Source organism: Dyadobacter sp. OTU695, from assembly GCF_038440355.1.
In the GTDB taxonomy this organism is placed as follows: Bacteria; Bacteroidota; Bacteroidia; order Cytophagales; family Spirosomataceae; genus Dyadobacter.
In genome coordinates, this window is the sequence record NZ_JASATN010000025.1 from 19328 (window position 1) to 40608 (window position 21281).

A 21281-nucleotide genomic window follows, 5' to 3' on the forward strand; every position below is an offset into this window, starting at 1 on the left:
CTTTGTGATTATTGAATGACTTTGATCTTAGATGCTTCGTTCAGATACGCGCTGTTGGAAACTACCACCTGGTCGGATGCGGCGAGCCCGTCTTTGAGATACACCGTTTTGTTATCGAAGCTCAAAATATTGACAGGGACTTTGCTGACTTTGCCGGGGCCTTTGATAATGAATGCGTATCCGGTGTTTCCGTCCGCCTCAACCAAAGCATCATAAGGAATGCTGATCACGTCCTGCGCTTTTCCCGTGGCAATTTGTGCCTTGCCAAACATCCCCACGGCAGGTTTAATGTCGGTGAGTTTTAATTTCAGCTCTACCTGAAAAGATGCTGCGGCGGCATCGGAAGTCTGGGATTTGCGGAGCACTACTGCGCCGATCTGTTTGTCGGGATAGCCATCCAGGGTCACTGTGGCTTTCTGGCCCACCGACACCGTCGCCCATTCCTTATCAGTAAGCCCCACCCGCAGCAGGTAACTGTTTTCATTTCTAGTTTCATTGATCACCAGGACCGGGCTGCCAGCCCCTATGACCTCGCCCTCAGAAGCTAGCCGACGGGCCACAAAACCGTCGGAAGCCGCGTAGATTTTGGAATATTGCTCATTGAACGACACCGTTTCCTCCCCCTTTTTGGCGATATCCAGCACCGTTTTAGTGTTTTGCAGCTGTTCTTCGGTATACACACTGTCCCGGTAAAGGTTCACCGCCCGGTCATAATCACGCTGGGCTTTCTCCACATTCAGATTGGATTGGCTTAAACCCGCCGCAATTTCTGTTGCATTCAGCACGGCAAGCAGCTGGCCTTTCCTGAACGATTGCCCTTCTTCGACCAGGACACGGCTGATCACACCGCCTATCTTAAACCCGTATTTGGCTTCATGTTCTGTACTCACAAGTCCCGTGGCAGTGATATTGCCAGATAGATTTAAAGAACTGACAGGCAAGACCTTCACGGGGATCACATTGTTGTCTTCGAGCCGGGCTTTCTCCCTGGGTTTCTCCTTGCAACCGGTCAATAGTATAGCTGTCCAAAAAATGAATGGAATCGTTTTCATATAATAATAAGTTGATTTAAGTTATTGAAATGTAAAACTGGCATTGGCACGTTCGATCGAGGCTTGGGTGATCCAGGTGTCGAACAAGGCGATATTCGCATCCAGGCGGGCATTGATGAGTTGATTTTGCGCGTCGAGCAGCTCAATGTAAATGGCTACCCCTTCCCGGTAAAGTTTGAGCTGGTCGTTATAATAGGTCTGGGCTGTTTTAAGCTGAGATTGGGCGGATTGGTACTGGGCAACAGCGCTTTGCATCTGATTCTGGCGCACTTTCAACTCTGTCAGTAATTGATGTGAAACATAGTCGGTTTGCGCTGCGATGCTTTTCTGTTCGGCGACAGCTTTTTTTACCCTGTAATTGTTTTTTCCAAAGGCGAAAAGGTCCCAGTCCAGCGACACGCCCCAGAAATAGTAGCGGCTTTTATTATTGAATTTCCAGTCAAAACTCTGCGAACCCAGGTCTATAAACGTTCCTACTTTCGGAATGATGTAGGATTTGGCCAAACTAGTTAGATTGGTGTTGATGTCCTGCGCTGTGGTCAGTTTGGCAAGTTCCTCCCGGCCAGCTACATCACTGGTCAGGAGCAAATCCAGCTCAGGCAATTTGCCGATCGAATCAATTTCGACACTGTCGGTAAGCGGGCGGTTAAGCAAAAAGTTGAAATAATTCCGGGCCGATTCCTTCGTTTGCCGGGCCGAGATCAGCGAGGCATTGATCCTGGCAACTTCATTGGTGCTGCGGATGACGCCCGTGCGGTTTAGCTTTTCATTGTCAAACAAAACCTGGTTGATCCGCCTCCCTTCCTGCACCAACCCGAGCGAGGATTCATAGATTTTCACCGCATTGATCGCTTTTGCATATTGGTAATAGGCTGTTTTGATTTCTTTAACCAGCTCACGTTTATAGATCAGCACCTCCGCTTTCTGCAAATCGACCTGCTGCGCTTTGACCCGTTTGTTGTAGACCAGTTCCGCATTGATCAGCGGCATGGTCGTCCGGAATTTGGCATCGTAGAAGTTATTGGGAAACAGCTGAATACTTTCGTTTTGCAGCGTCGGAAAAGCGCCGGCCCCCGTGATCTGGTTGAGCGTGGAGTAGACGCCATTCAACAGATCTCCCGTCGGAAAATCGATCGTCCGGCCACCGCTCGCTTTGGTGTAGGTTGTCGAGAAAGAGACGCTGGGCAGGAACATGGTTTTAGCCTCTGCCAAAGCCAGTACATTTCTTTCCAGCAGAAAATTTTGCTGCTTAATGCTCTGGTTGGAAGCAAGCCCTTCCGCAATGTACGCTTGCAACCGGTCCTGCCCGCTCGACGGACAGGCCAGCATGGTAAGCACCGGAAGTGATAGCGCCGCCTTCCAGGTGCGTGATTTGTTCGATAGTTTAGCCACTGTAATAATTTTAAACAATGTTCAATAAAATACAAAAAAATATAAGGTGGTACGCTCAGCATGCAGGGCACCTGAGGCATTCGTTGAGAATGACCGTATAGTTTATTATTGAAAAGAAAAAGAGTAACCTTAACTCTTATCGATCATGCCGAGGAAAGTCTCATAGCCATGAAGCATCAATTCTTCACCTGATTTTTGAAAAAAACCAGACATCCGGTCTTTGCAATACAACGAGCAAATTCCATGAACGGACGACATCGTCATAAATGTCAGATACTTATTGTCCAATCCCTGGAACCGGCCCTGATCCTGGCACTGCTGGATCACACCCGACAGATGTTCGATCGCTTCCTTGGCAGTTTCAAATCCCTCGCCCCGCGCTTTCCCCGTTTCACTGACCAGGAACATCAGGTTGTAATAGTCCGTATGGTGCTGCGCAAACCGTATGAAGACCAGGCCCAGTTCTTTGTACCGCTCATAGGGATCTTCAATTACATCTGCGGCCTTCATCTGTTTGAGTAGCAACCGGAATCCTTCCTTATGCAACTCGTGAAAAATCTCGTTCTTGTCTTTGAAATAGAAATAAATCGAGCCAGGACTGTAACTGATTTCGCTGGCAATATTGCGTATGGAGGTCTGCTCATAGCCTTTTTCAAGAAATATCTTACGGGCACCGTCCAGGATCCGCTTGTGCATTTCTATCTTTTCAAGCTCTTTTCTCTTTGCGATCGACATATCAATTTCATTTGATATGCAAACCTATTAAACACTGTTCAATAAAAAAAACTTTTTAAGAAATATTTTGAACAGTGTTCAAAATCGGTGAAGGATTCCGAACTTATGTATTGTTTTTTCGTGTCAGACAATCCGACTTTCGTGTTAAAAGGCTGCTGTTCAAGCTGCGTACTTTTGTAACAAGTTAACGATCAAGCATTTTAGCTGGTCGTCATTATTTCACCGGTAGAAAGCAATGCTATGCAACATTTCAAATCCCTTCACGAACTGGCCGTGGCCACAGGTGTTGCACCCCCTGAACATCCATTGATCGGGCTGATACGCGTCACAGACCGGACGGTGATCCATCATGAAGCATTTACCACCGACTTTTATAAAACAGGGTTTAAGAAAATCAGGGCGGGGCACATGCTTTACGGGCGCACCCGGTTCGACCACCAGACCGGCTCAATGATGTTTGCCAAACCCAGGCAAATTATTGAATTGAAACACGTGGAATTCGAGGAAGACGGCTACATCCTGTTCTTCCACGAAGATCTGCTCCATGCGCACCCGCTGCACCAACAGATAGGGAAGTATTCGTTTTTTGAATATGAAACCAATGAAGCGCTGCACCTGGCACCCAAGGAGGAAAAAATCATCTGGAACATTTTCGCTTCTATTGAGCAGGAATACAATAATACCGAGGACGAGTTCAGCCGCGAGATCATTCTGGCCGGGATCAATTCGCTGCTTACCTATGCCGAGCGGTTCTATAAGCGGCAGTTTATTAACCGCAAACCGTTATCAGGCAAGACCGTAACCGAATTCAACAGAATCCTTCAAAATTATTTCCGGGACGGTTCCATGGAACACGGGCTGCCCAGTGTGGCAGACCTGGCTAGCCAGCTAAATTTATCCCGCCGCTATCTGACTGACCTTTTAAAAATAGAAACCGGCAAAACAGCTCAGGACCTGATCCACATTGCGTTGATCGGCGAGGCCAAAAACCGACTCATAGCAGGTGACAAATCGGTCTCCGAGATCGCCTACTCGCTCGGTTTTGAGAACATGTCCTATTTCTCGCGGCTATTTAAAAAAGAAACCGGCTTGTCGCCTACCCATTATAAACACCAACATTTGAACTAATTGAATCATGAAAAAAGTATTGATAACCGGTGCCAGCGGTGGCATCGGACTGGAAGTCGCTAAACTTTTGGCAGCTAAAAATTACCAGATCACGCTGGTTGCACGGCGTGAAGACGCGCTCAACAAGGCCAAAAGCAGTCTTGCCGGTACCGGTCATTCCATTCATGTAAGTGACCTGACCAAACAGGAGGATGTGCAGGAACTGGCTGCGCACATTGAAGCCAGTTCATATGACGTGCTCATCAACAATGCAGGCGTGGGCATGTACGGACAGTTCATTCAAATGCCGCTGGACGAGCAGCTGGCCAGTATGCGCCTGAATATGGACACGCTCGTTACCTTGTCCTATGCGTTTTTGAAAAATGCGAAATCCGGCGACGCGCTGGTGAATCTAGCCTCCCTGCTGGGACATTCGTCTTTTCCAGGCGCATCAGTATATGCGGCAACCAAAAGCTTCGTGGCTAACTTTTCGGAATCTTTGTGGTATGAATTTAAAAACAGGAACATCTACATTCTCAGCTTCAATCCCGGCGCGACGAGATCGGATTTCCATTCCAATGCCGGCGGAAAAACTTCCTCGTATCCCGAATTTGTTCTCTCGAACGTTCCGGACGTTGCCCGGGACCTGGTAGCAGCCCTCGAAAGCCGCAGCAAGCCAAGAGTATTGTCGGGCTGGAAGAACCGAATGATGCTGTTTGGGTTCAGGTTGCTGAGCCGGGCAGCGGCAGTCAACATCATGGGAAAAATAAGTCCGGGGATGAAGTAGGATTGTCACTGGCGACTTCTTTACCTTTTTCGTACTTTGCTAGTCGAGCCAGTAAGTCGTCTTTAAGCCCAGTCCAGCATGATCTGCCAGGAATTCACGCCCGACCCGCAATTACGCTGCTTCGTACAGTGTTACCAGCTCCGGTATTTCGTGGCCCCCAATGGCACTACCTTACCCTACAAGCCCTACGCGCCCCGACCGGAGCAAACCCTGGCTTTTTTCCCTCGCGGCAGTGAGCAAGTTGAATATCTTGCGAACGGACAGATTGTACCACGCCCTCGCTCTGTGATCATAGGGCAACATACAGAGCGGACCAACCGCCACCTGATGGGTCCAGAATTTTGTGTATTAATTGTCAATTTTCATCCGGGCGTCCTTTATCGGATGCTAGGGGTACCGTTGACGGAACTAACGAACACTTTTATCGATGCCGAAGCGGTTCTGCCTAAAATAATGGTTCGGGTTAATGAAAGGTTGGGAGATGCCGCATCGCCCCAGGAAATGATTGATATTGTAGAAAATCTCTTGCTTGGCCTTGCTCGCAACCTAAAAAAGGATCAGCATGCGGTTGATTTAATGACCCGGCATTTGCTATTGAAACCGGAGAACACGTCTGTTATTGAGATGGCCGAATCAAGCTGTTTCAGCGCGAGGCAGTTCGAGCGGCTGTTTAAGCAGCGAATGGGGATCAGCCCTAAGCTGTTCGCCAGAATAGCCCGCATGACAAAAGCATTTGCCCTCAAATACAATCGTCCTGATCTTGATTGGCTCAGTATCGCCTTACTGTGCAACTATCACGACTACCAGCACCTTGCCAGAGACTTTAAAGACCTGGCCGGTGTGACGCCTGCAGAATATTACACAGAAGAAAAAGGCGCGCCCGAACGCAGCTTCGGTTTGCAAGACTCCTCAATAAGCAGCAACATTGTCGCGTTTTTACCACCTGCAATCATTTAAAGTGCCTGATTTTTACATTAAAAACAGGCAACAATGAAAACATTGGTCACTTCTATCTCTATACTGGTGATGGCTTTCGGCTATTACTACGTTCAGGCTCAGCCATGCGATACGGGTAAGCTCGACCCGCGCGTTTCCACCGCGCTTAAAACAGTGCTTCGCGACCTGCCGGCGTCTCCGAATATGTCCGTCGAACAGATCCGCGACGTAAGGGTTCCATCCCTGCCGTTTCCTGCCGGTGACCGGCAAACGATGAAAGTAACCACTGACAGCGTTGGTATCCAAATCTATAATCCATCCCACACCAACGGCTTGCCCATCATCATATATTACCACCCAGGCGGATTTGTAACCCCGTTTTTGCCTTTCATGCAATATGAATGCTGGCGGCAGGCAAAAGCCTTCGCCGCGATCGTGGTCGCAGTAGACTACCGGATCGCGCCGGAGCATCCCTACCCCGCCGCAGTTGATGATGCTTACCATGCTTTTCGCTGGATAAGCACGCATGGACTAACATTTGGTGGCGACACTTCGCGAATCATCGTTGAAGGCCTGAGCGCGGGGGGAAACCTGGCAGCGGTCGTTTGCCAGAAAGCGAAGCTGGACGGTATCCAGAACCGCATCAAGTTACAAGTGCTCAATTGCCCATCCACCGATAATGCTCGCAACAATAGCCGATATGCATCCTATCAGCGATTTGCCTCCGGGTACTTCCTCAATAAAGCATTCTGCGAATACACCATGCAGGCCTACGCACCGCAGGTAAGTCTTGAAAACCCGGAAGTCGGGCCCATCAACCGTCAGGATCTAAGCAATTTACCTCCAGCACTGGTGCTCACCGCCGAATTCGACCCACTTCGGGATGAAGGTCAGCAATATGCCAGGCGACTGCAGAATGCCCGTGTGCGAGTTTGGGATCACTGCTTTTCAGGACAAATTCATTGCCTGCTCGGCCTGCCACCCGACTCTGATGAGCAAAAGCTCGCAGACAAATTGCTGCTGACAGCCATGCGAACAGTATTGAACAGGTAAGCCTGCCCGGAGGCAATTTTTTTACCTTATTGCCACCGCTAGCAAACAGCGATTATCTTTCAACGAGATCACAATCCGTAACCAGGCCGTCGGAGGTCAGATGGACGAGTATATAGGTGTCCGGCTGATTGGACTTCAATTGGTAAGTTACGATTTCGCTCACGTCGCTACCATGGCGTTGAATTCCCCGGCCTGCGACGTTTTCAGAATGAATAAAAGTCAATGATTTCAAAGTTTCCGGCTCCCGCATTCCACCTGCAAAATCGCGTTTAGCTCCCAAAGTGAGGCCTGATGCTTCTTCTAGTACTTTACCACCTTTTACCATGGCCTGCAAAGCCGCCATGATTTTGGGTGTGCGTGACGGATCTGGATCGGCATTGGTTTGATGGACACCGGCAAGCGGCCCGATACGTGGCACTTTTCGCTCATACCTTTGATCATCGTCTTGAAGTGTGAAGCCAGTCACATTTCCATTTGCGTCGGGATTGAAGATCACTGAAACATTCCGGTCAGTTGATGTAAACTTATTGTTAGCGACGGGCACAAATTCTTCATCGACAAAACCATCTTCAATGGTAAAAAGTCGTTGATTATCAGCATCAAAAGTGACAATTCGATTGTTAAATAACTCATATCGTCCTTCGAAAGCCATTAAACTTTTGGAATCCACATCCACCGCGGCCGGTTTTTTCTTTGCAGGAAATCCATCCCAGTGGTAATAGTCAGCGATAAAATCAACAATCCTGCCCATCATATGCGAGTTATCGTTCGCATTGATCATGATCACAATGCCTTGTCCTTTGTCCGCACTAGCAGTCAGTAACGCATCAAAACCCTCGTCGCGCCCATTGTGACCGAAGCGGAGCGTAGTACTGTCACCCTGCAAAAAAACACCAAGTCCATCCCTGTTTTTCTGGTCTGTCAGCATTTGGCGGGTCATGGACTGGGATAATACACTTCCTGATTTTCCGGCATAAGCATTCTGAATGCTAATCGCGAACCGGGCCAGATCGGACGGCGTAGTCCACAAGCCCGCTGCTGCCATCTCAGGATAAATGTGCCAGCGACCTTCCACTAACTTTCGATTGTTATAGTGACCGGTTGCCGTCAATTTTGCCAGTTCCGGAGTTAAAGGTTGTTGGTAGGTACTATTTTTCATGCCCAGCGGTGAAAGCACATTGTTTTTCATGAATTCCGGAAAACCAGCGCCGGTCACATCCACCATCAGTTGTTGCATGACGGTATAACCGCCACCTGAATACCTCCAACGGGAGCCCGGAACAAAGTCTACCCGAACCGGTGGTGTATTGGCCGGGGCTGTCCCATCCAGAATCTGAACGACCGAAGGGAGCTTTGTGCCCACAGCGTATCCCGGAAATCCGTGCACGGTAAGACCGGTGGTATGACTGAGTATCCCGCGCAGTGTAACCTTTTTATCGTTTGTAAATTCATTATCAGGGACTTTCCAGCTTTTAAGTTTTTCGTTCACATTCTCATCCAGAGAAAGTTTGTTATGTTCAACCAGATACAGAGCGCCCATGGCAGCAACCGATTTACTCACCGAACCTGCCTGAAACAAGGTGTTTGTCGTGACAGGCACCTTTCCATCCTTATCAATAAATCCATAGGACTGAGCCTTCACAATTTTTCCATCCTGAATGATAGCCAGGGACAAACCGGGAATACGCCGCTTCTGCATTTGGCTCCGGATAAAATCGTCCAGATCATCCGCCTGAGCGTTAAATAGACCTAATAGAAAGGAAAGAATCAGAAACAGGCGTTGGTTTTTCATGGATAGTTTGGTCGGAATGGTTTGGTTTTCAAGAATTTCAGCCGCAAAGCTAAAAGTTTCTATCCTGTCGTCTGTTAATGACCTGTAAAAGAAGGTTAATGAAATGTAAATGCTGCTTTTATGGATTTTCGCTCCTAAGAGGTGAAACTGTCTTTTGCTTAGGAACACTGGCGTACTTTCGTTGGAATATTTAAATTGCACATATGAGAAGCTATTCCTACTATGTGCTCGACGTATTTTCCGGCGTCCGATATAAGGGTAATCCATTGGCAGTTGTGCTAACGGGCTCAGACCTGGATATTAAAAGCTACGCGGACATCGCCCGTGAGTTTGGCTATTCGGAAACCTCCTTCATTTACTATTCCCCGGAAGAAAAGGCTTTAAAAGTCCGTTCATTTACACCTACCGGATTCGAGGTCGGTGGTGCGGGGCACAACCTGCTGGGCGCGGTGGCTGCTGCAATTCTCATCGGATGGGATATTTTCGCCGGACAGCAGGGAGGAAAGTTTGTGATCATGAAGGATGATATCATCGGCCTTTCGGTCGATCAATCCATACCCGGTGCTCCGATAATTGGTATGCGCCAGAATACAGCCCGCATTTTAGCAAAAGTTTCCAACGAAGATGTTGCCCGGGCGCTTTCATTGAAGACGCAGCAGGTATTATCAGAAGACCTGTCTCCAGCCGTGGTTTCGACAGAGGCCACACATTTAATGGTGCCATTGAAAGATATTGCTGCGCTTGGTGCTGCCGTAGTGGAAAAAAAGCTCCTGATCAAGATCGCCGAACAATACGGTTTCGAGGGATTTTACTGCTTTACCATTGTGAAAAATGACCCACAATACCTGGCTCAGGCCCGTTTTTTCAATCCGGGAATCGGTATCGATGAGGACCCGGCTACTGGCAGCGCTGCCGGACCACTGGCGGGTTATCTTTTACAAAAAGGCTATGTAAAGCCTGAAACCGATTATCGACTGCTGCAAGGAGCAGAAATGGGGCGACCGTCGGTCATACATTTTAATGCCGGGGATGAGGGCATATGGATAAGCGGATCCGCTGTTATTGTCATGGAAGGAAAAATCCATATTTGATGCCGTGGGATGACCGCCGAAACGATCAGGTATTCCCTTCAGGCGATCATGATATCCTCTCCTTATACCGGTGTCCATCCCCATTAAACGGAAACTTAATTCCACAGGGCTGACATAATTAAATCTTCTCGCGTCTTGGCCAATGCTCAAAATGTCTCATACGACGGCTCTGGTCAAATTGTTAATGACACCTTAACCATAAGAATGGTAATAGATTACGACAAAATGGGTAACGATATTCCAAAACCTTCCCGAAAGCCGAAGACCCAAAAAAAGTGTAGCTAGTTCTTTCGAAGGCAGTGTCAATGCTCTCATCGCAATGTGACTCTGGTCACAGACCGGCCATAGTGATTTTGTAAATTTGCGTGATTTCCAATCACGTCATAAAATGAACATGCATACAGAGCAAGCCGCGATAAGACAATATCTGGAAACCTATTTCAGTCAATTCGAGCCGGAGCTGATCAGGAAACTCGCTGAAAACAGCATCCTGCGGGACTTTGAGAGTGAGGAGCAATTGATGCGGCCAGGTCAGTATTTCAAATCCACCATGCTGATTGTGGAAGGCGGTGTGAAGCTATACCGGGAAGGCCAGGACGGCAACGAGTTCTTTATTTACCAGCTGGGCCCTGGCGATGCATGCGCACTTTCGATGATCTGCGCGACAAAAAAAGAACAAAGCCAGATCTCGGCCAGGGCGGTGGAGCCCGCAAGGGCTATCCTCATCCCGATAGCGCTGATGGACGAATTGATGACAAGCTACAAAAGCTGGTACTATTTCGTGCTGGAAACTTACCGCTCACGGTTTGAAGAACTTTTGCAGGTCGTCGACGGCATTGCTTTCAGGAGCATGGACGAGAGGCTGGAATTTTATCTGAAAAACCAGCAAAAACTGCTGCAAAATGATGAAATACCCATCACCCACCAGCAAATAGCCAGTGATCTGAATTCATCCAGGGAGGTTATCTCACGGCTTTTAAAAAAGATGGAACAGAGGGGAATGGTCCGCTTAGGCAGAAACACGATCAAAGTTCTGAGAAAATTTCCCTGAGTGACAAATATCACTGACGGGCTCGCCTCCCCTTCCGAACTTTGTATTGTTCATTAAGAAGAATAAAAACAAGGAAGGCTATGCGAATCGAACAAATCTATACCGGCTGCCTGGCCCAGGGCGCCTATTACATTGAGAGTAACGGCGAAGCAGTGGTTATCGACCCGCTTCGCGAGGTGGAACCCTATATCAACCGGGCTGAAAAAGACGGAGCAAAAATCAAGTACGTGCTCGAAACGCACTTCCACGCTGATTTTGTCTCTGGTCACATTGATTTGGCCGAAAAAACAGGAGCCCAAATCGTATTTGGACCCACTGCCAAGCCGGGATTTCCCGCTCATGTTGCACAAGACGGTGAAGTTTTGAAAGTAGGTAATGCTACGATCACAGTACTGCATACGCCAGGGCATACGATGGAGAGTACCTGCTTTCTGCTGGCCGATGAAAGTGGAAAACAAACAGGCATTTTTACGGGCGATACACTATTTATCGGAGATGTCGGCCGTCCCGATCTGGCGCAAAAGGTCGTGGCAGACCTTACCCAGGATAAATTAGCCCGGCATTTGTTCCATTCGCTGCGCAACAAGATCATGCCACTTTCCGATGATATCATTGTATATCCGGCCCACGGTGCTGGCAGTGCCTGTGGTAAAAATATGAGCAAGGAGACCACCGATACACTGGGCAATCAGAAGCGGTTCAATTATGCGCTACGCGCGGATATGACGGAAGAGGAATTTGTAAAAGAAGTAACCGATGGATTAATGCCGCCCCCCGCATACTTCCCCGAAAACGTGATGATGAATATCAAGGGGTACGAAAGTATCGATACAGTGCTTGAACGCGGAAATGCCGCACTCGACCCCGACGCCTTTGAAGCCGCCGCCAATGAAACCGATGCGGTAATGCTTGATACCCGCGATGCCCGGATTTTTGCCCGCGGGTTCATCCCCAATTCGATCAATATCGGGATTGACGGAAGTTTTGCCCCCTGGGTTGGCGCCATGATTCCCGATATCAAACAGAAAATATTGGTGATTGCCGACCAGGGCAGAGAAGAAGAGGTCGTCACCAGACTGGCAAGGGTCGGCTATGATTACACCATCGGCTACCTGAAGGGCGGTTTTCAGGCCTGGAAAAAGGCCGGGAAGGAAACAGACCACATAGAATCGGTAACGGCCATCGAGATGGCAGGGCTTCTCAAAAAGGACCCTTCCCTGTCGGTGCTTGATGTGCGCAAGGCAAGTGAGCACTTTTCCGAGCACGTGATCGGCTCCGAAAATATGCCGCTGGATTATTTAAACGACCACCTAGCAGAGATCAGCAAAGATAAAACCTACCTGGTACACTGCGCGGGAGGGTACCGTTCGATGATTTTCAATTCCATTCTCAGATCAAGAGGATACGATAAGCTGATTGACGTTCAGGGAGGCTTTAAAGCCATTAAAGAATCGGGGCTTGTTCCGGTAAGCAACTACGTGTGCCCGAGTACCATGTTATAAACACCTGACGGGGTGGACGTCTCCCACGGCGGAGCCCTGGGGAGTCTCAAACAGAAAATCTAAATATAAGCGCTTACATGCTGGAAGTAATCAAACAGCCGTGGCCCTGGTACATCACAGGGCCGCTTATCGGGCTCACCGTGCCCGCCCTGCTCATTCTTGGCAACAAGTCGTTTGGGATATCTTCTTCATTGCGGCATGCCTGCGCGGCGTGCCTGCCGGCCAGAATTCCATTTTTCCAATATGAATGGAAAAAAGAAACCTGGAACCTGGTATTTGTGCTGGGAATTTTTCTGGGAGGGATGGTCGCATCCCACTTTCTGCCCAACCCTGCTCCCATCAAAGTAAATGAAAACCTGGCAAGAGAACTGGCGGCCTACGGTATAACGGACTTTTCGGCAATGGTACCCCTGGACATTGTGAGTTGGGAAAAGCTGCTTACTGTTTCCGGCCTGATCATGATGGTCGGCGGAGGGTTTCTGGTAGGATTTGGGGCACGTTACGCAGGTGGGTGCACGAGCGGGCACGCCATCATGGGGCTCTCCACATTACAATGGCCTTCTCTGGTCGCTACCATCTTTTTTATGATTGGAGGATTTGTGATGGCCAACTGGATTTTACCCTTTATACTCAGCTTGTAACACCATGGATGACACATTGAGACACCTCAAAAAAAATGACCCCATCATCGACATTAGTGGTGGGGAAAGTATGCTTTCGAATTTAAAAAAACTAATGCTGTAATAGATGAGCAACTTCACATCTGAAATAAGCAGAGAGAAAGAACATGAGATCCGCGCGACTGATGCGATGTGCATCAATGAAAGCCAACAGGACCATAGATGGTATTACAACTTAAAATATCTGGTTACAGGTGTATTGTTCGGTATTGTATTTGTTAAAGCCGAAGTAATCAGTTGGTTCAGGATACAGGAAATGTTCCGCCTTCAGTCTTTCCACATGTATGGGATTATAGGCAGCGCAGTGCTCGTAGGCATGCTCTCAGTATGGATTATCAAGGCCCTAAAAATCAATACCATACATGGAGAGGAAATCACTTTCTCCGATAAAAAATTCAACAAGGGACAAGTTTACGGCGGGCTCATATTTGGATTGGGCTGGGGACTTACCGGCGCTTGCCCGGGCCCTTTATTCGCACAGATTGGCCTGGGAGCTACGGTCGTAACCGTGACCTTGCTGAGCGCCATCGCGGGGACTTGGGTATACGGACGTTTCCGACAGCAGTTACCCCACTGAGATCAAAAACCATGAGATTGTCACTGTGCACTTCATGATCTTACATTGGTGTGCTTTAAAACTGGCAGACCTCGCCGTGCCCTCCGAAAGCGCTATTGCCGATTTCTTCGAACCGACAACAGGGTAATTAATTCAATAATCTCATCAAAACATGAACTCCACAGAAGTTTTGGGATTTTCGGCCTCCATATTAATCGGGATAAGCCTGGGGCTAATCGGCGGCGGGGGCAGTATACTTACATTGCCCGTGCTCGTATATGTGATGGGCATTAATCCTGTGCTTTCAACGGCATATTCCCTTTTTGTCGTAGGTACGACTTCACTGGCAGGCTCCTTCAACTTTATGCGCAAAGGGCTTGTTAACTACAAAGCAGCGCTTATGTTCGCCATTCCATCCTTTGTTGCCGTATTTTTGACACGAAAATATTTCGTTCCGATGGTACCGGATTCGCTGTTCATACTGGGCGGCTTTGAAGTAACAAAAAATGTCGCGATCATGCTCTTTTTCGCTCTGGTGATGCTGGCTGCCTCTTATTCGATGATCAAAGAAGACAAATCCGGGCCGCAAGAAGTGAGCCGCCGGCCCAAATTCAACTATCCGCTGATCGCACTCGAAGGAGGGGCGGTGGGTATGCTCACCGGTGTTGTAGGCGCGGGAGGCGGATTTTTGATCATCCCGGCACTGGTATTATTAGCAAAACTGCCCATGAAGATGGCAGTTGGGACCTCACTACTGGTCATTGCCGCTAACTCACTGATTGGTTTTGCGAGTGGATTCTCAAATACAACCATTGACTGGACTTTCCTGATCGAGTTTACGTCGCTATCCATTTCAGGCATCTTTCTTGGATCCTTTCTTTCCAGATTCATATCCGGTGAAAAGCTCAAAAAGTCCTTTGGCTGGTTTGTGCTTGTGATGGGTATCTATATCATTTCAAAAGAAATTTTCTTCAAATCGTAACCGGTACCATGGATGGTGCTAGCTTCACTACCGTACGGGACGTTCCGTAATAGCAAATGTGAAGACATGGAAAGCTCAAATCCAAGTGAGGACGTATATATACTGTCGTCATTAATTACATTCCGTTTTATTTTACAAAATTGATTTCAGCCACCCCTAAAACAGACTTTTGTCATATTTTTCTGTGATATTTTCCACTTGCTTTGAAAGTCAGCGATGAATCCAGCTGCGCGAGTGCGCCGGCAAATATGCCGGAGACGATCAAAAAACAAGTTTGCAGAACGAATCTATGACAGTCGCCGAGCATCATTTGGACAACACTTCGCATCTTGCCCGAAGGGTTACTGATCGAGTTAGCGCGATGATTGCCTACTGGGATAGTGACCTTATCTGCCGGTTTGCGAACTCCTCCTATCTGGAATGGTTTGGCAAAACAAGCGATGAAATGATTGATAAGATCACTCTACCCGAACTGCTTGGACCGCTCTATGATAAAAACCTCCCCTATATAACCGCAGTGCTGGCAGGAAGCCCTCAGACCTTCGAGCGCGACATCCCGCTCCCTGATGGTACAATTCGGCATTCACTGGCCAATTATTTTCCAGACATCGTGGAAGGAGAAACCAGAGGTTTTTTTGTGCATGTTGCTGACATAAGCGTTCAGAAACAAGTTGAATACAGATTAATGCAATCGACAGAGCTGATTTATGCTCAGAATGAACAACTGGTTAACTTTGCCAACATCGTCACGCACAATTTAAGATCCTACTCCGGTAATCTGGCCTCCTTACTTGACTTCTTTCAGCTAGCAGGTGATCAGGAAGAAAAAGACGAGATATTCAAATACCTTCAGGGACTCTCAAAAGCATTTTCGGATACGGTAGCTAACCTGACTGAACTGGTCGCAGTCCCAAACCTTGGAAAACGAAACTTAGAGCAGGTCGACTTGCTTAAAACAGTTGAAAATGCGATCAGTAGCATTGCTATGCAGATCCGGTCTTGTAAGGCTCAGGTCAGCGTGGCTGTCGATCCAGACCTCAGACTGGTTACTAACCCGGCCTACTTTGAAAGTATCGTGTTAAATCTGTTAACCAACGCATTAAAATACCGGCGTGCCGACCGTCTCCCACTCATTGAGATAAGCGCATTTGCAGAGCAGGATGAAGTGTATCTGAGCGTCAAAGACAATGGGCTCGGCATGGATTTAGATCGCGATGGGCACCGCCTGTTTAGAATGAATAACACCTTCCACGGAAATTCTGACGCGAAGGGCCTGGGCCTTTTTATTACCAAAACCCAGATAGAATCTCTCGGTGGCCGAATTCATGTGGAGAGTCGTGTGAACGACGGCTCAACTTTTAGCATCGTATTCCCCAGCAAGCCGACCGACCTGTAAAGTCTGCCGGTACTCGCTGTTAAACCCCCAAGTCTGCCTCATAGACCTCAACAAGAAAGTCGTCACTGCTTGCAGCACCCTACCCGGAATGACCGGGGTCATATGGCGGGTTAATCCCAGTCATAAAATCAGCCTGATCGGCGTAGTAACTTTGCCAGAGTCATTACCTAACCCGATTATCAAGAACCGTAGCGCCTTTAATTACGCTAGCGCAAACCCATCGTAGAAAGTTAATCCTAACCCGAAGAAAAAATGAAAAAGCTACAACCCTTTCTGCTAATGACAGCTTGCTCCGCGGTAATACTGGCAGCGGCTGTCTTGTCCTGCACCGATCATCAGATCGACCCGCCTGATACCGGCTGCGCTCGGGTGGACGGCTCGCCACGCTATTACCTCTGCGAGTTTCAGATCGTGAAAGCCGAATTTACCAGGGGATACCTGGGAGAGGTAATTGCAACGGCCACACCCGAAAACCGAAAAATCACCTTACCGGTTAGCGCGGCTTTTGTCAACATCCGCCCGGTAAGCGGTTATGCCGATGTTACTTATAAGGTTAAATTATATATAAAACGAATATCCAGCCCTTCTGTTTCCAGTAGTGACCAGTATGTGATACCGCACGTCAGCGCAGTGGTCTCGGATCTGGATGCTGCCATATCGGCCAACAGGTTCCCGCCACTTTTTCCACCGCTGTCAACGCTGATCTCAATTCCGGTCGGCCAGACTTTTGTGATGGCGAAAGATGCCTCCTACCGGGTAAAGGAGGATTTCGGGCAGCCAGGTGGCAAGGCCGTTTACACCAATCCATCTGGTGTGGTAGCTTACCTGGTCTACAACATGCAGGCGGCAAACACACTGGCAGCGGCGCCTCACAATTACCAAAACATTCTGGATCTGGCGGAAGGTCACCTGATAGTGGAGCCGGCTTTTGTCGAATAATATATTCCGTGGCATCCGCGCAACTCACCCCGCTTAACACAGCCTGATCAACGCCGCCTGTGAGATTTTAAGAATATCTTAAGAGTCAGGCGGATAATTATTTCACCGCTTCTTGTTTACTTCGTATGCAGTGATTTTAATGTCACGACAAATATCATGCGAATCCTGATTATCGAAGACGAGCCCGGCATCTTAAACTTTCTCCGACAGGGACTAGAAGAAGAATCCTACTCGGTTGATACAGCCACAACTGGCCTGAATGGCCTTAAAATGGCGCTCACTGAGGCATATGACATCATTTTGCTGGATTGGATGCTACCAGGAAAAAGCGGAGTCGAAGTTTGCCGTGACATCCGGAAGGCAGCCGTTAAGACGCCCATCATATTTTTGACCGCCCGTGACACCGTACAAGATACGGTGTTCGGCTTACAGGCGGGGGCTAACGATTACATTAAAAAACCATTTAGCTTCGAAGAGCTGTTGGAGCGCATTAAAGTGCAATTAAGGCCAAAATCGGGTGAACAACTCGAATTTCGGTTGGGACCCATCGTGGTCGATACTCAATCCCACCAGGTCTTCAAGGGATCACAGCAGATCAAGCTGACCCAGAAAGAATTTGGCCTGCTGGAATTTTTGTTGCGCAATAAAGGAAAAGTGTGCCGAAGGACCCGGATCATCGAGAGCGTCTGGGATATTCATTTCGAATACAACACGGGAGTTATTGATGTATATATCAATTCACTGCGCAAAAAATTGGGCTTAACAAGGGAGGAAGACTACATCCAGACCGTCCGTGGCGTGGGCTACATTGCAAAGGAATTAGAAACATTGCAATGATGGCAGCCTCCTACCAAAATCGCATCGCCCTTAATTTTACGCTTGGTACGGCGCTATTGGTGGCTGTGATTTTCCTGTTGATCTATTATATCGTCAGTGCTACTGTTTTCAACCGTCTGGAAAAAGATCTTACCTACGAGCTGGAAAAGCACTTCTATGAAGTGGGCGTCCAGGGCGGCCAACCCTATTTTGCCGACAAAGCCGAATGGCTCGAGCGCGAGCATAGCGAACTGGAAATTAATCCGGTATTCGTTGCATTAACCAGTCTTTCCGGTAAGGTAATCGACAAATCACCCAACCTGAAAAACGATTCGTTAAAGCTCCATTTCTCATTGGCAGATCACGCCGTTTTCAAAACTACTCTGCATGGACAAGCCATTGAACAGGTACAGCAGGTGATCAAAGAAAATGGCCGGCCGTCCGGCTATATCGTTGTCGCAATGCCTATCGATGAGTCGGAACGGGTTCTTCTTAATCTTAAAGTGGTGCTTTTGATCACCTTTCCGGCCGTACTGGCAATTCTCTTTATTTTTACGCGCTATCTGGCCGGCCGGAGCATTCAACCGGTATTAACGGTGATCGAAACGGCTAGCAAGGTATCCAACGGCAACATGGGCAGCCGCATTCCGGTGCCCGCCGTCAGAGATGAGCTGCATTTGCTTGTCACCACCCTGAACGAACTAATGACCCGCGTAGAGCACGCCATCGAGCGGGAAAAGCGGTTCACTTCTGACGCTTCCCATGAGCTCAGGACACCGTTGGCAGTCATTAAAGGCACTCTGGAAGTGTTGATCCGCAAACCGCGGTCGGCCAACGAATATGTCGAGAAAATCTCGTTTTGCATCCAAGAAATGGACCGCATCAATCACCTGGTTGACCAGCTGCTGTTGCTGGCGCGCTTTGAGAGCCAGCAAAAAGCCATGACCATGGGAGCCGTTGACCTATCTGAACTTACAGGTAACATTCTGGTGCGGCACCAGCAGCAGATCCTCGATAAGAATCTCTCTATCGATTTGAACACAGATGGCACACATGTCGTATATAGTGATCCGTACATGGCCGACATCATGCTGGACAACATTATTTCTAATGCCGTCAAGTATTCATCAGGCCCGGCCGGCATTGCTATCAGCATCGCTACCTCCGGGCAAAGAACCAATTATACGGTAACTGATGAGGGGATTGGAATCGATGCAAAAGACGTTGGGCGGATACGAGATGCATTCTACCGTTCGGCCCCCTTATCCCATCCCGAAGTGAAAGGAAGCGGACTCGGCCTGTCCATCGTCAACCGGATGTGCGAAATGCTGGGCGTCGGTTTTAAAATCAATAGCGAGCTTGGGAAAGGCACACAGGTGAGCCTTTCATTTCCGATCTTAAGTGAATCTTAAGAATCTCTTGAGAATGCCTTAAGAAAGGCAGGGATACCTTTGATTAAACATCATATAATCAGAGTTAATCCTTCGCAATATCTATGAACTCCACCGCAAAAGCCGAGAATCTGAGCCGTCATGCATTTCTGCGCCAACTGGGATTCGGCGGGGCCGCGCTTGCCGCCTTCTATTTTGGCAGCCACCTGCAATCCTGCACCAACGACCGTGTTAACCCCGCTCCTACCAATATGAGCCTGGATTTGAACGATCCGTCTTATGCGGCCCTGAAATCCAATGGCGGGTACGTGGTTAAAGATGGCGTCGTCATCGCCCGAAGCAATACCGGCGCCTACATAGCCGCAACCCGTACATGCAGCCACGAGGGCAGAAACGAGGTGATCTATCAGACCGACCATTTCTATTGCACTGCTCACGGGGCCAAATACGACAACGCCGGCAAGGGCCTTAATAGCGAAGGCAGAAAAGGTATAGCCGTCTACACGACCAGCCTCACCGACCAGATCCTGACCATAACTGCCTGAGCCATGCGCAAAACAACATTCAGTTTACTGTTTTACCTGCTGGCTTTTACAGCCTTTGCCCAGACCGACCTGATGAAAGAGCTCGAACAGGCCGACGATTCTACCGTACAATACGCCTCGGCAACTTTCAAAGGCACCCGTATTATCAACGGTCACTCGATCGAAACCGTTGGCAAGAACAATATGGATTTTATTATCTCACACCGGTTCGGGGCAATCAATTCCGGGGCCGGCAACTTTTTTGGCCTTGACGAATCGCAAATACGCCTGGCGCTCGAATACGGCCTTACCGACCGCCTGATGGTGGGTTTGGGTCGCAGCAGCTATCAAAAGACGATCGACCTTTTCATCAAATATCGTTTGCTTCGCCAGTCAGGCGGCCTGCGCAACATGCCCGTATCGGTTACCCTTTTTGCAAGCGACGCACACAATGCAAGTACATCCACGCCCGACCTTCCGTTTTACACCATCACTCAGCGGCAGACCTACACATTCCAGGCGCTGATCGCTCGAAAGTTCAATGAGAACCTGTCCTTGCAGCTCACCCCGACGGTGATGCACCGCAATCTGGCGGAAAAGCCACTGGATGCCAACAATGTCTATGCACTGGGCATTGGCGGCCGTTACAAGCTTACCAAAAGGACCTCGTTCAATGCCGAGTACTGGTACACGCCAAGGACCATCTGCGGCACTACGCAACGCGACCCGCAATACACCAATACGCTTTCGGTAGGTTTTGACATTGAAACCGGCGGGCACGTTTTCCAGCTTCATCTGACCAACTCCCGTGGCATGATCGAAAAGCAGTTCCTGGGCCAGACTACCGGCAAGTGGGGAAATGGCGACATCTTCTATGGATTCAATGTGGCAAGAACGTTCAGTTTCGATAAAAACAAAAAACGTAGCAATGGCAACGGATACTAAGCTTTTCAGATTGACATTGCTGCTGATGGCCAGTCAATTGCTGGCAATCTGCGCCAACGGGCAGATCTACATGACCAAAGCCGGACAGACCAGTTTTTTCTCGGAAACACCCCTGGAAAATATCTCGGCTGTAAATAGGCAGGTGGCGGTACTGCTGAACAGCGCCAACGGAGAAATCGCCGTGCGGATGCAACATCGGGCATTCCATTTTCCAAACAAGCTCATGCAAGAGCATTACAATGAGAACTACATGGAGACAGAAAAGTATCCGGCTGCCAGCTTCACCGGAAAACTAACTGAACATATCGATTACAACAAAGACGGCATTTACACAGTGACCGCAGAAGGCATACTGGATCTGCACGGCGTCAAGCAAAAGCGGACATTGAAAGGAGAGCTCATCATAGATCATGGGCAATGCACGCTAAACTGCGAATTCGAGGTAAAGCTCTCTGATCACAACATACAGGTCCCTAGCCTGGTGATCACCAAAATCGCCGAGTCCATTTCAGTCAAAAACAAGTTTGTTCTCACATTGAAAAAAAGCGCATAGA

At 48.6% G+C, this 21281-nt stretch carries 21 protein-coding genes; 17 read left to right on the forward strand and 4 right to left on the reverse strand.

The features are described from left to right. Positions 1 to 8: 8 nt before the first annotated feature. From AAHB90_RS28585 to AAHB90_RS28595, 3 genes are all read right to left on the reverse strand, one after another. Positions 9 to 1052: an efflux RND transporter periplasmic adaptor subunit gene (locus tag AAHB90_RS28585; protein WP_342088703.1), complete on the reverse strand. Its 1044-nt coding sequence runs from the start codon at positions 1050 to 1052 to the stop codon at positions 9 to 11. A 21-nt stretch (positions 1053 to 1073) separates the two neighbouring features. Beyond that, positions 1074 to 2444 (reverse strand): TolC family protein, encoded by a 1371-nt coding sequence (locus AAHB90_RS28590; protein WP_342088704.1) that lies wholly within the window; start codon positions 2442 to 2444, stop codon positions 1074 to 1076. Positions 2445 to 2573: 129 nt separating this feature from the next. Continuing rightward, entirely contained in the window at positions 2574 to 3179 is a 606-nt protein-coding gene (locus AAHB90_RS28595) for a TetR/AcrR family transcriptional regulator (RefSeq protein WP_342088705.1), read from the reverse strand. Positions 3180 to 3419: 240 nt separating this feature from the next. Here AAHB90_RS28595 and AAHB90_RS28600 point away from each other — a divergent pair, with 240 nt between their 5' ends. From AAHB90_RS28600 to AAHB90_RS28615, 4 genes are all read left to right on the forward strand, one after another. After that, positions 3420 to 4307: a helix-turn-helix domain-containing protein gene (locus AAHB90_RS28600; protein ID WP_342088706.1), complete on the forward strand. Its 888-nt coding sequence runs from the start codon at positions 3420 to 3422 to the stop codon at positions 4305 to 4307. Between the two features lie 7 nt (positions 4308 to 4314). Then, a complete protein-coding gene (locus AAHB90_RS28605) occupies positions 4315 to 5073 on the forward strand; it encodes an SDR family NAD(P)-dependent oxidoreductase (RefSeq protein ID WP_342088707.1) in 759 nt (252 codons plus the stop codon). 78 nt (positions 5074 to 5151) lie between these two features. Further along, positions 5152 to 6030 (forward strand): AraC family transcriptional regulator, encoded by an 879-nt coding sequence (locus tag AAHB90_RS28610; protein ID WP_342088708.1) that lies wholly within the window; start codon positions 5152 to 5154, stop codon positions 6028 to 6030. Between the two features lie 33 nt (positions 6031 to 6063). After that, a complete protein-coding gene (locus AAHB90_RS28615; protein WP_342088709.1) occupies positions 6064 to 7062 on the forward strand; it encodes an alpha/beta hydrolase in 999 nt (332 codons plus the stop codon). A 52-nt stretch (positions 7063 to 7114) separates the two neighbouring features. On the opposite strand, the gene AAHB90_RS28620 is transcribed toward AAHB90_RS28615, so the two are convergent. After that, positions 7115 to 8854: a serine hydrolase domain-containing protein gene (locus tag AAHB90_RS28620; RefSeq protein ID WP_342088710.1), complete on the reverse strand. Its 1740-nt coding sequence runs from the start codon at positions 8852 to 8854 to the stop codon at positions 7115 to 7117. Positions 8855 to 9057: 203 nt separating this feature from the next. Here AAHB90_RS28620 and AAHB90_RS28625 point away from each other — a divergent pair, with 203 nt between their 5' ends. The 13 genes from AAHB90_RS28625 to AAHB90_RS28685 all read left to right on the forward strand — a co-directional run bounded on the left by AAHB90_RS28625 (position 9058) and on the right by AAHB90_RS28685 (position 21280). Further along, complete coding sequence (locus AAHB90_RS28625) at positions 9058 to 9945, forward strand: PhzF family phenazine biosynthesis protein (protein ID WP_342088712.1); 888 nt, start codon at positions 9058 to 9060, stop codon at positions 9943 to 9945. A gap of 388 nt (positions 9946 to 10333) precedes the next feature. Further along, positions 10334 to 10996, forward strand: coding sequence for a Crp/Fnr family transcriptional regulator (locus AAHB90_RS28630; protein ID WP_342088713.1), 663 nt, complete (start codon positions 10334 to 10336; stop codon positions 10994 to 10996). Positions 10997 to 11076: 80 nt separating this feature from the next. Further along, the gene (locus AAHB90_RS28635; RefSeq protein WP_342088714.1) at positions 11077 to 12498 is read left to right on the forward strand and encodes an MBL fold metallo-hydrolase; all 1422 of its coding nucleotides are present in this window, start codon (positions 11077 to 11079) and stop codon (positions 12496 to 12498) included. 77 nt (positions 12499 to 12575) lie between these two features. Continuing rightward, positions 12576 to 13139, forward strand: coding sequence for a YeeE/YedE family protein (locus AAHB90_RS28640; protein ID WP_342088715.1), 564 nt, complete (start codon positions 12576 to 12578; stop codon positions 13137 to 13139). A 169-nt stretch (positions 13140 to 13308) separates the two neighbouring features. After that, a complete protein-coding gene (locus AAHB90_RS28645) occupies positions 13309 to 13755 on the forward strand; it encodes a DUF6691 family protein (protein WP_342088780.1) in 447 nt (148 codons plus the stop codon). Between the two features lie 151 nt (positions 13756 to 13906). After that, entirely contained in the window at positions 13907 to 14716 is an 810-nt protein-coding gene (locus AAHB90_RS28650) for a sulfite exporter TauE/SafE family protein (RefSeq protein WP_342088716.1), read from the forward strand. Positions 14717 to 14990: 274 nt separating this feature from the next. Further along, the gene (locus AAHB90_RS28655) at positions 14991 to 16112 is read left to right on the forward strand and encodes a sensor histidine kinase (RefSeq protein ID WP_342088717.1); all 1122 of its coding nucleotides are present in this window, start codon (positions 14991 to 14993) and stop codon (positions 16110 to 16112) included. A 252-nt stretch (positions 16113 to 16364) separates the two neighbouring features. Further along, complete coding sequence (locus AAHB90_RS28660) at positions 16365 to 17051, forward strand: hypothetical protein (protein WP_342088718.1); 687 nt, start codon at positions 16365 to 16367, stop codon at positions 17049 to 17051. Between the two features lie 156 nt (positions 17052 to 17207). Beyond that, a complete protein-coding gene (locus AAHB90_RS28665; protein WP_342088719.1) occupies positions 17208 to 17888 on the forward strand; it encodes a response regulator transcription factor in 681 nt (226 codons plus the stop codon). Then, complete coding sequence (locus AAHB90_RS28670) at positions 17885 to 19279, forward strand: sensor histidine kinase (RefSeq protein WP_342088720.1); 1395 nt, start codon at positions 17885 to 17887, stop codon at positions 19277 to 19279. Before AAHB90_RS28665 ends, AAHB90_RS28670 begins: the two co-directional genes overlap by 4 nt. Positions 19280 to 19362: 83 nt before the next feature. After that, positions 19363 to 19803 carry a Rieske 2Fe-2S domain-containing protein gene (locus AAHB90_RS28675; RefSeq protein ID WP_342088721.1) on the forward strand — a complete coding sequence of 147 codons (441 nt, stop codon included), beginning with the start codon at positions 19363 to 19365 and terminating at the stop codon, positions 19801 to 19803. Positions 19804 to 19806: 3 nt separating this feature from the next. Then, positions 19807 to 20727: a DUF5777 family beta-barrel protein gene (locus tag AAHB90_RS28680; protein ID WP_342088722.1), complete on the forward strand. Its 921-nt coding sequence runs from the start codon at positions 19807 to 19809 to the stop codon at positions 20725 to 20727. Then, complete coding sequence (locus AAHB90_RS28685; RefSeq protein ID WP_342088723.1) at positions 20711 to 21280, forward strand: YceI family protein; 570 nt, start codon at positions 20711 to 20713, stop codon at positions 21278 to 21280. The genes AAHB90_RS28680 and AAHB90_RS28685 overlap by 17 nt, the downstream gene beginning before the upstream one ends. Position 21281: the final 1 nt, after the last annotated feature.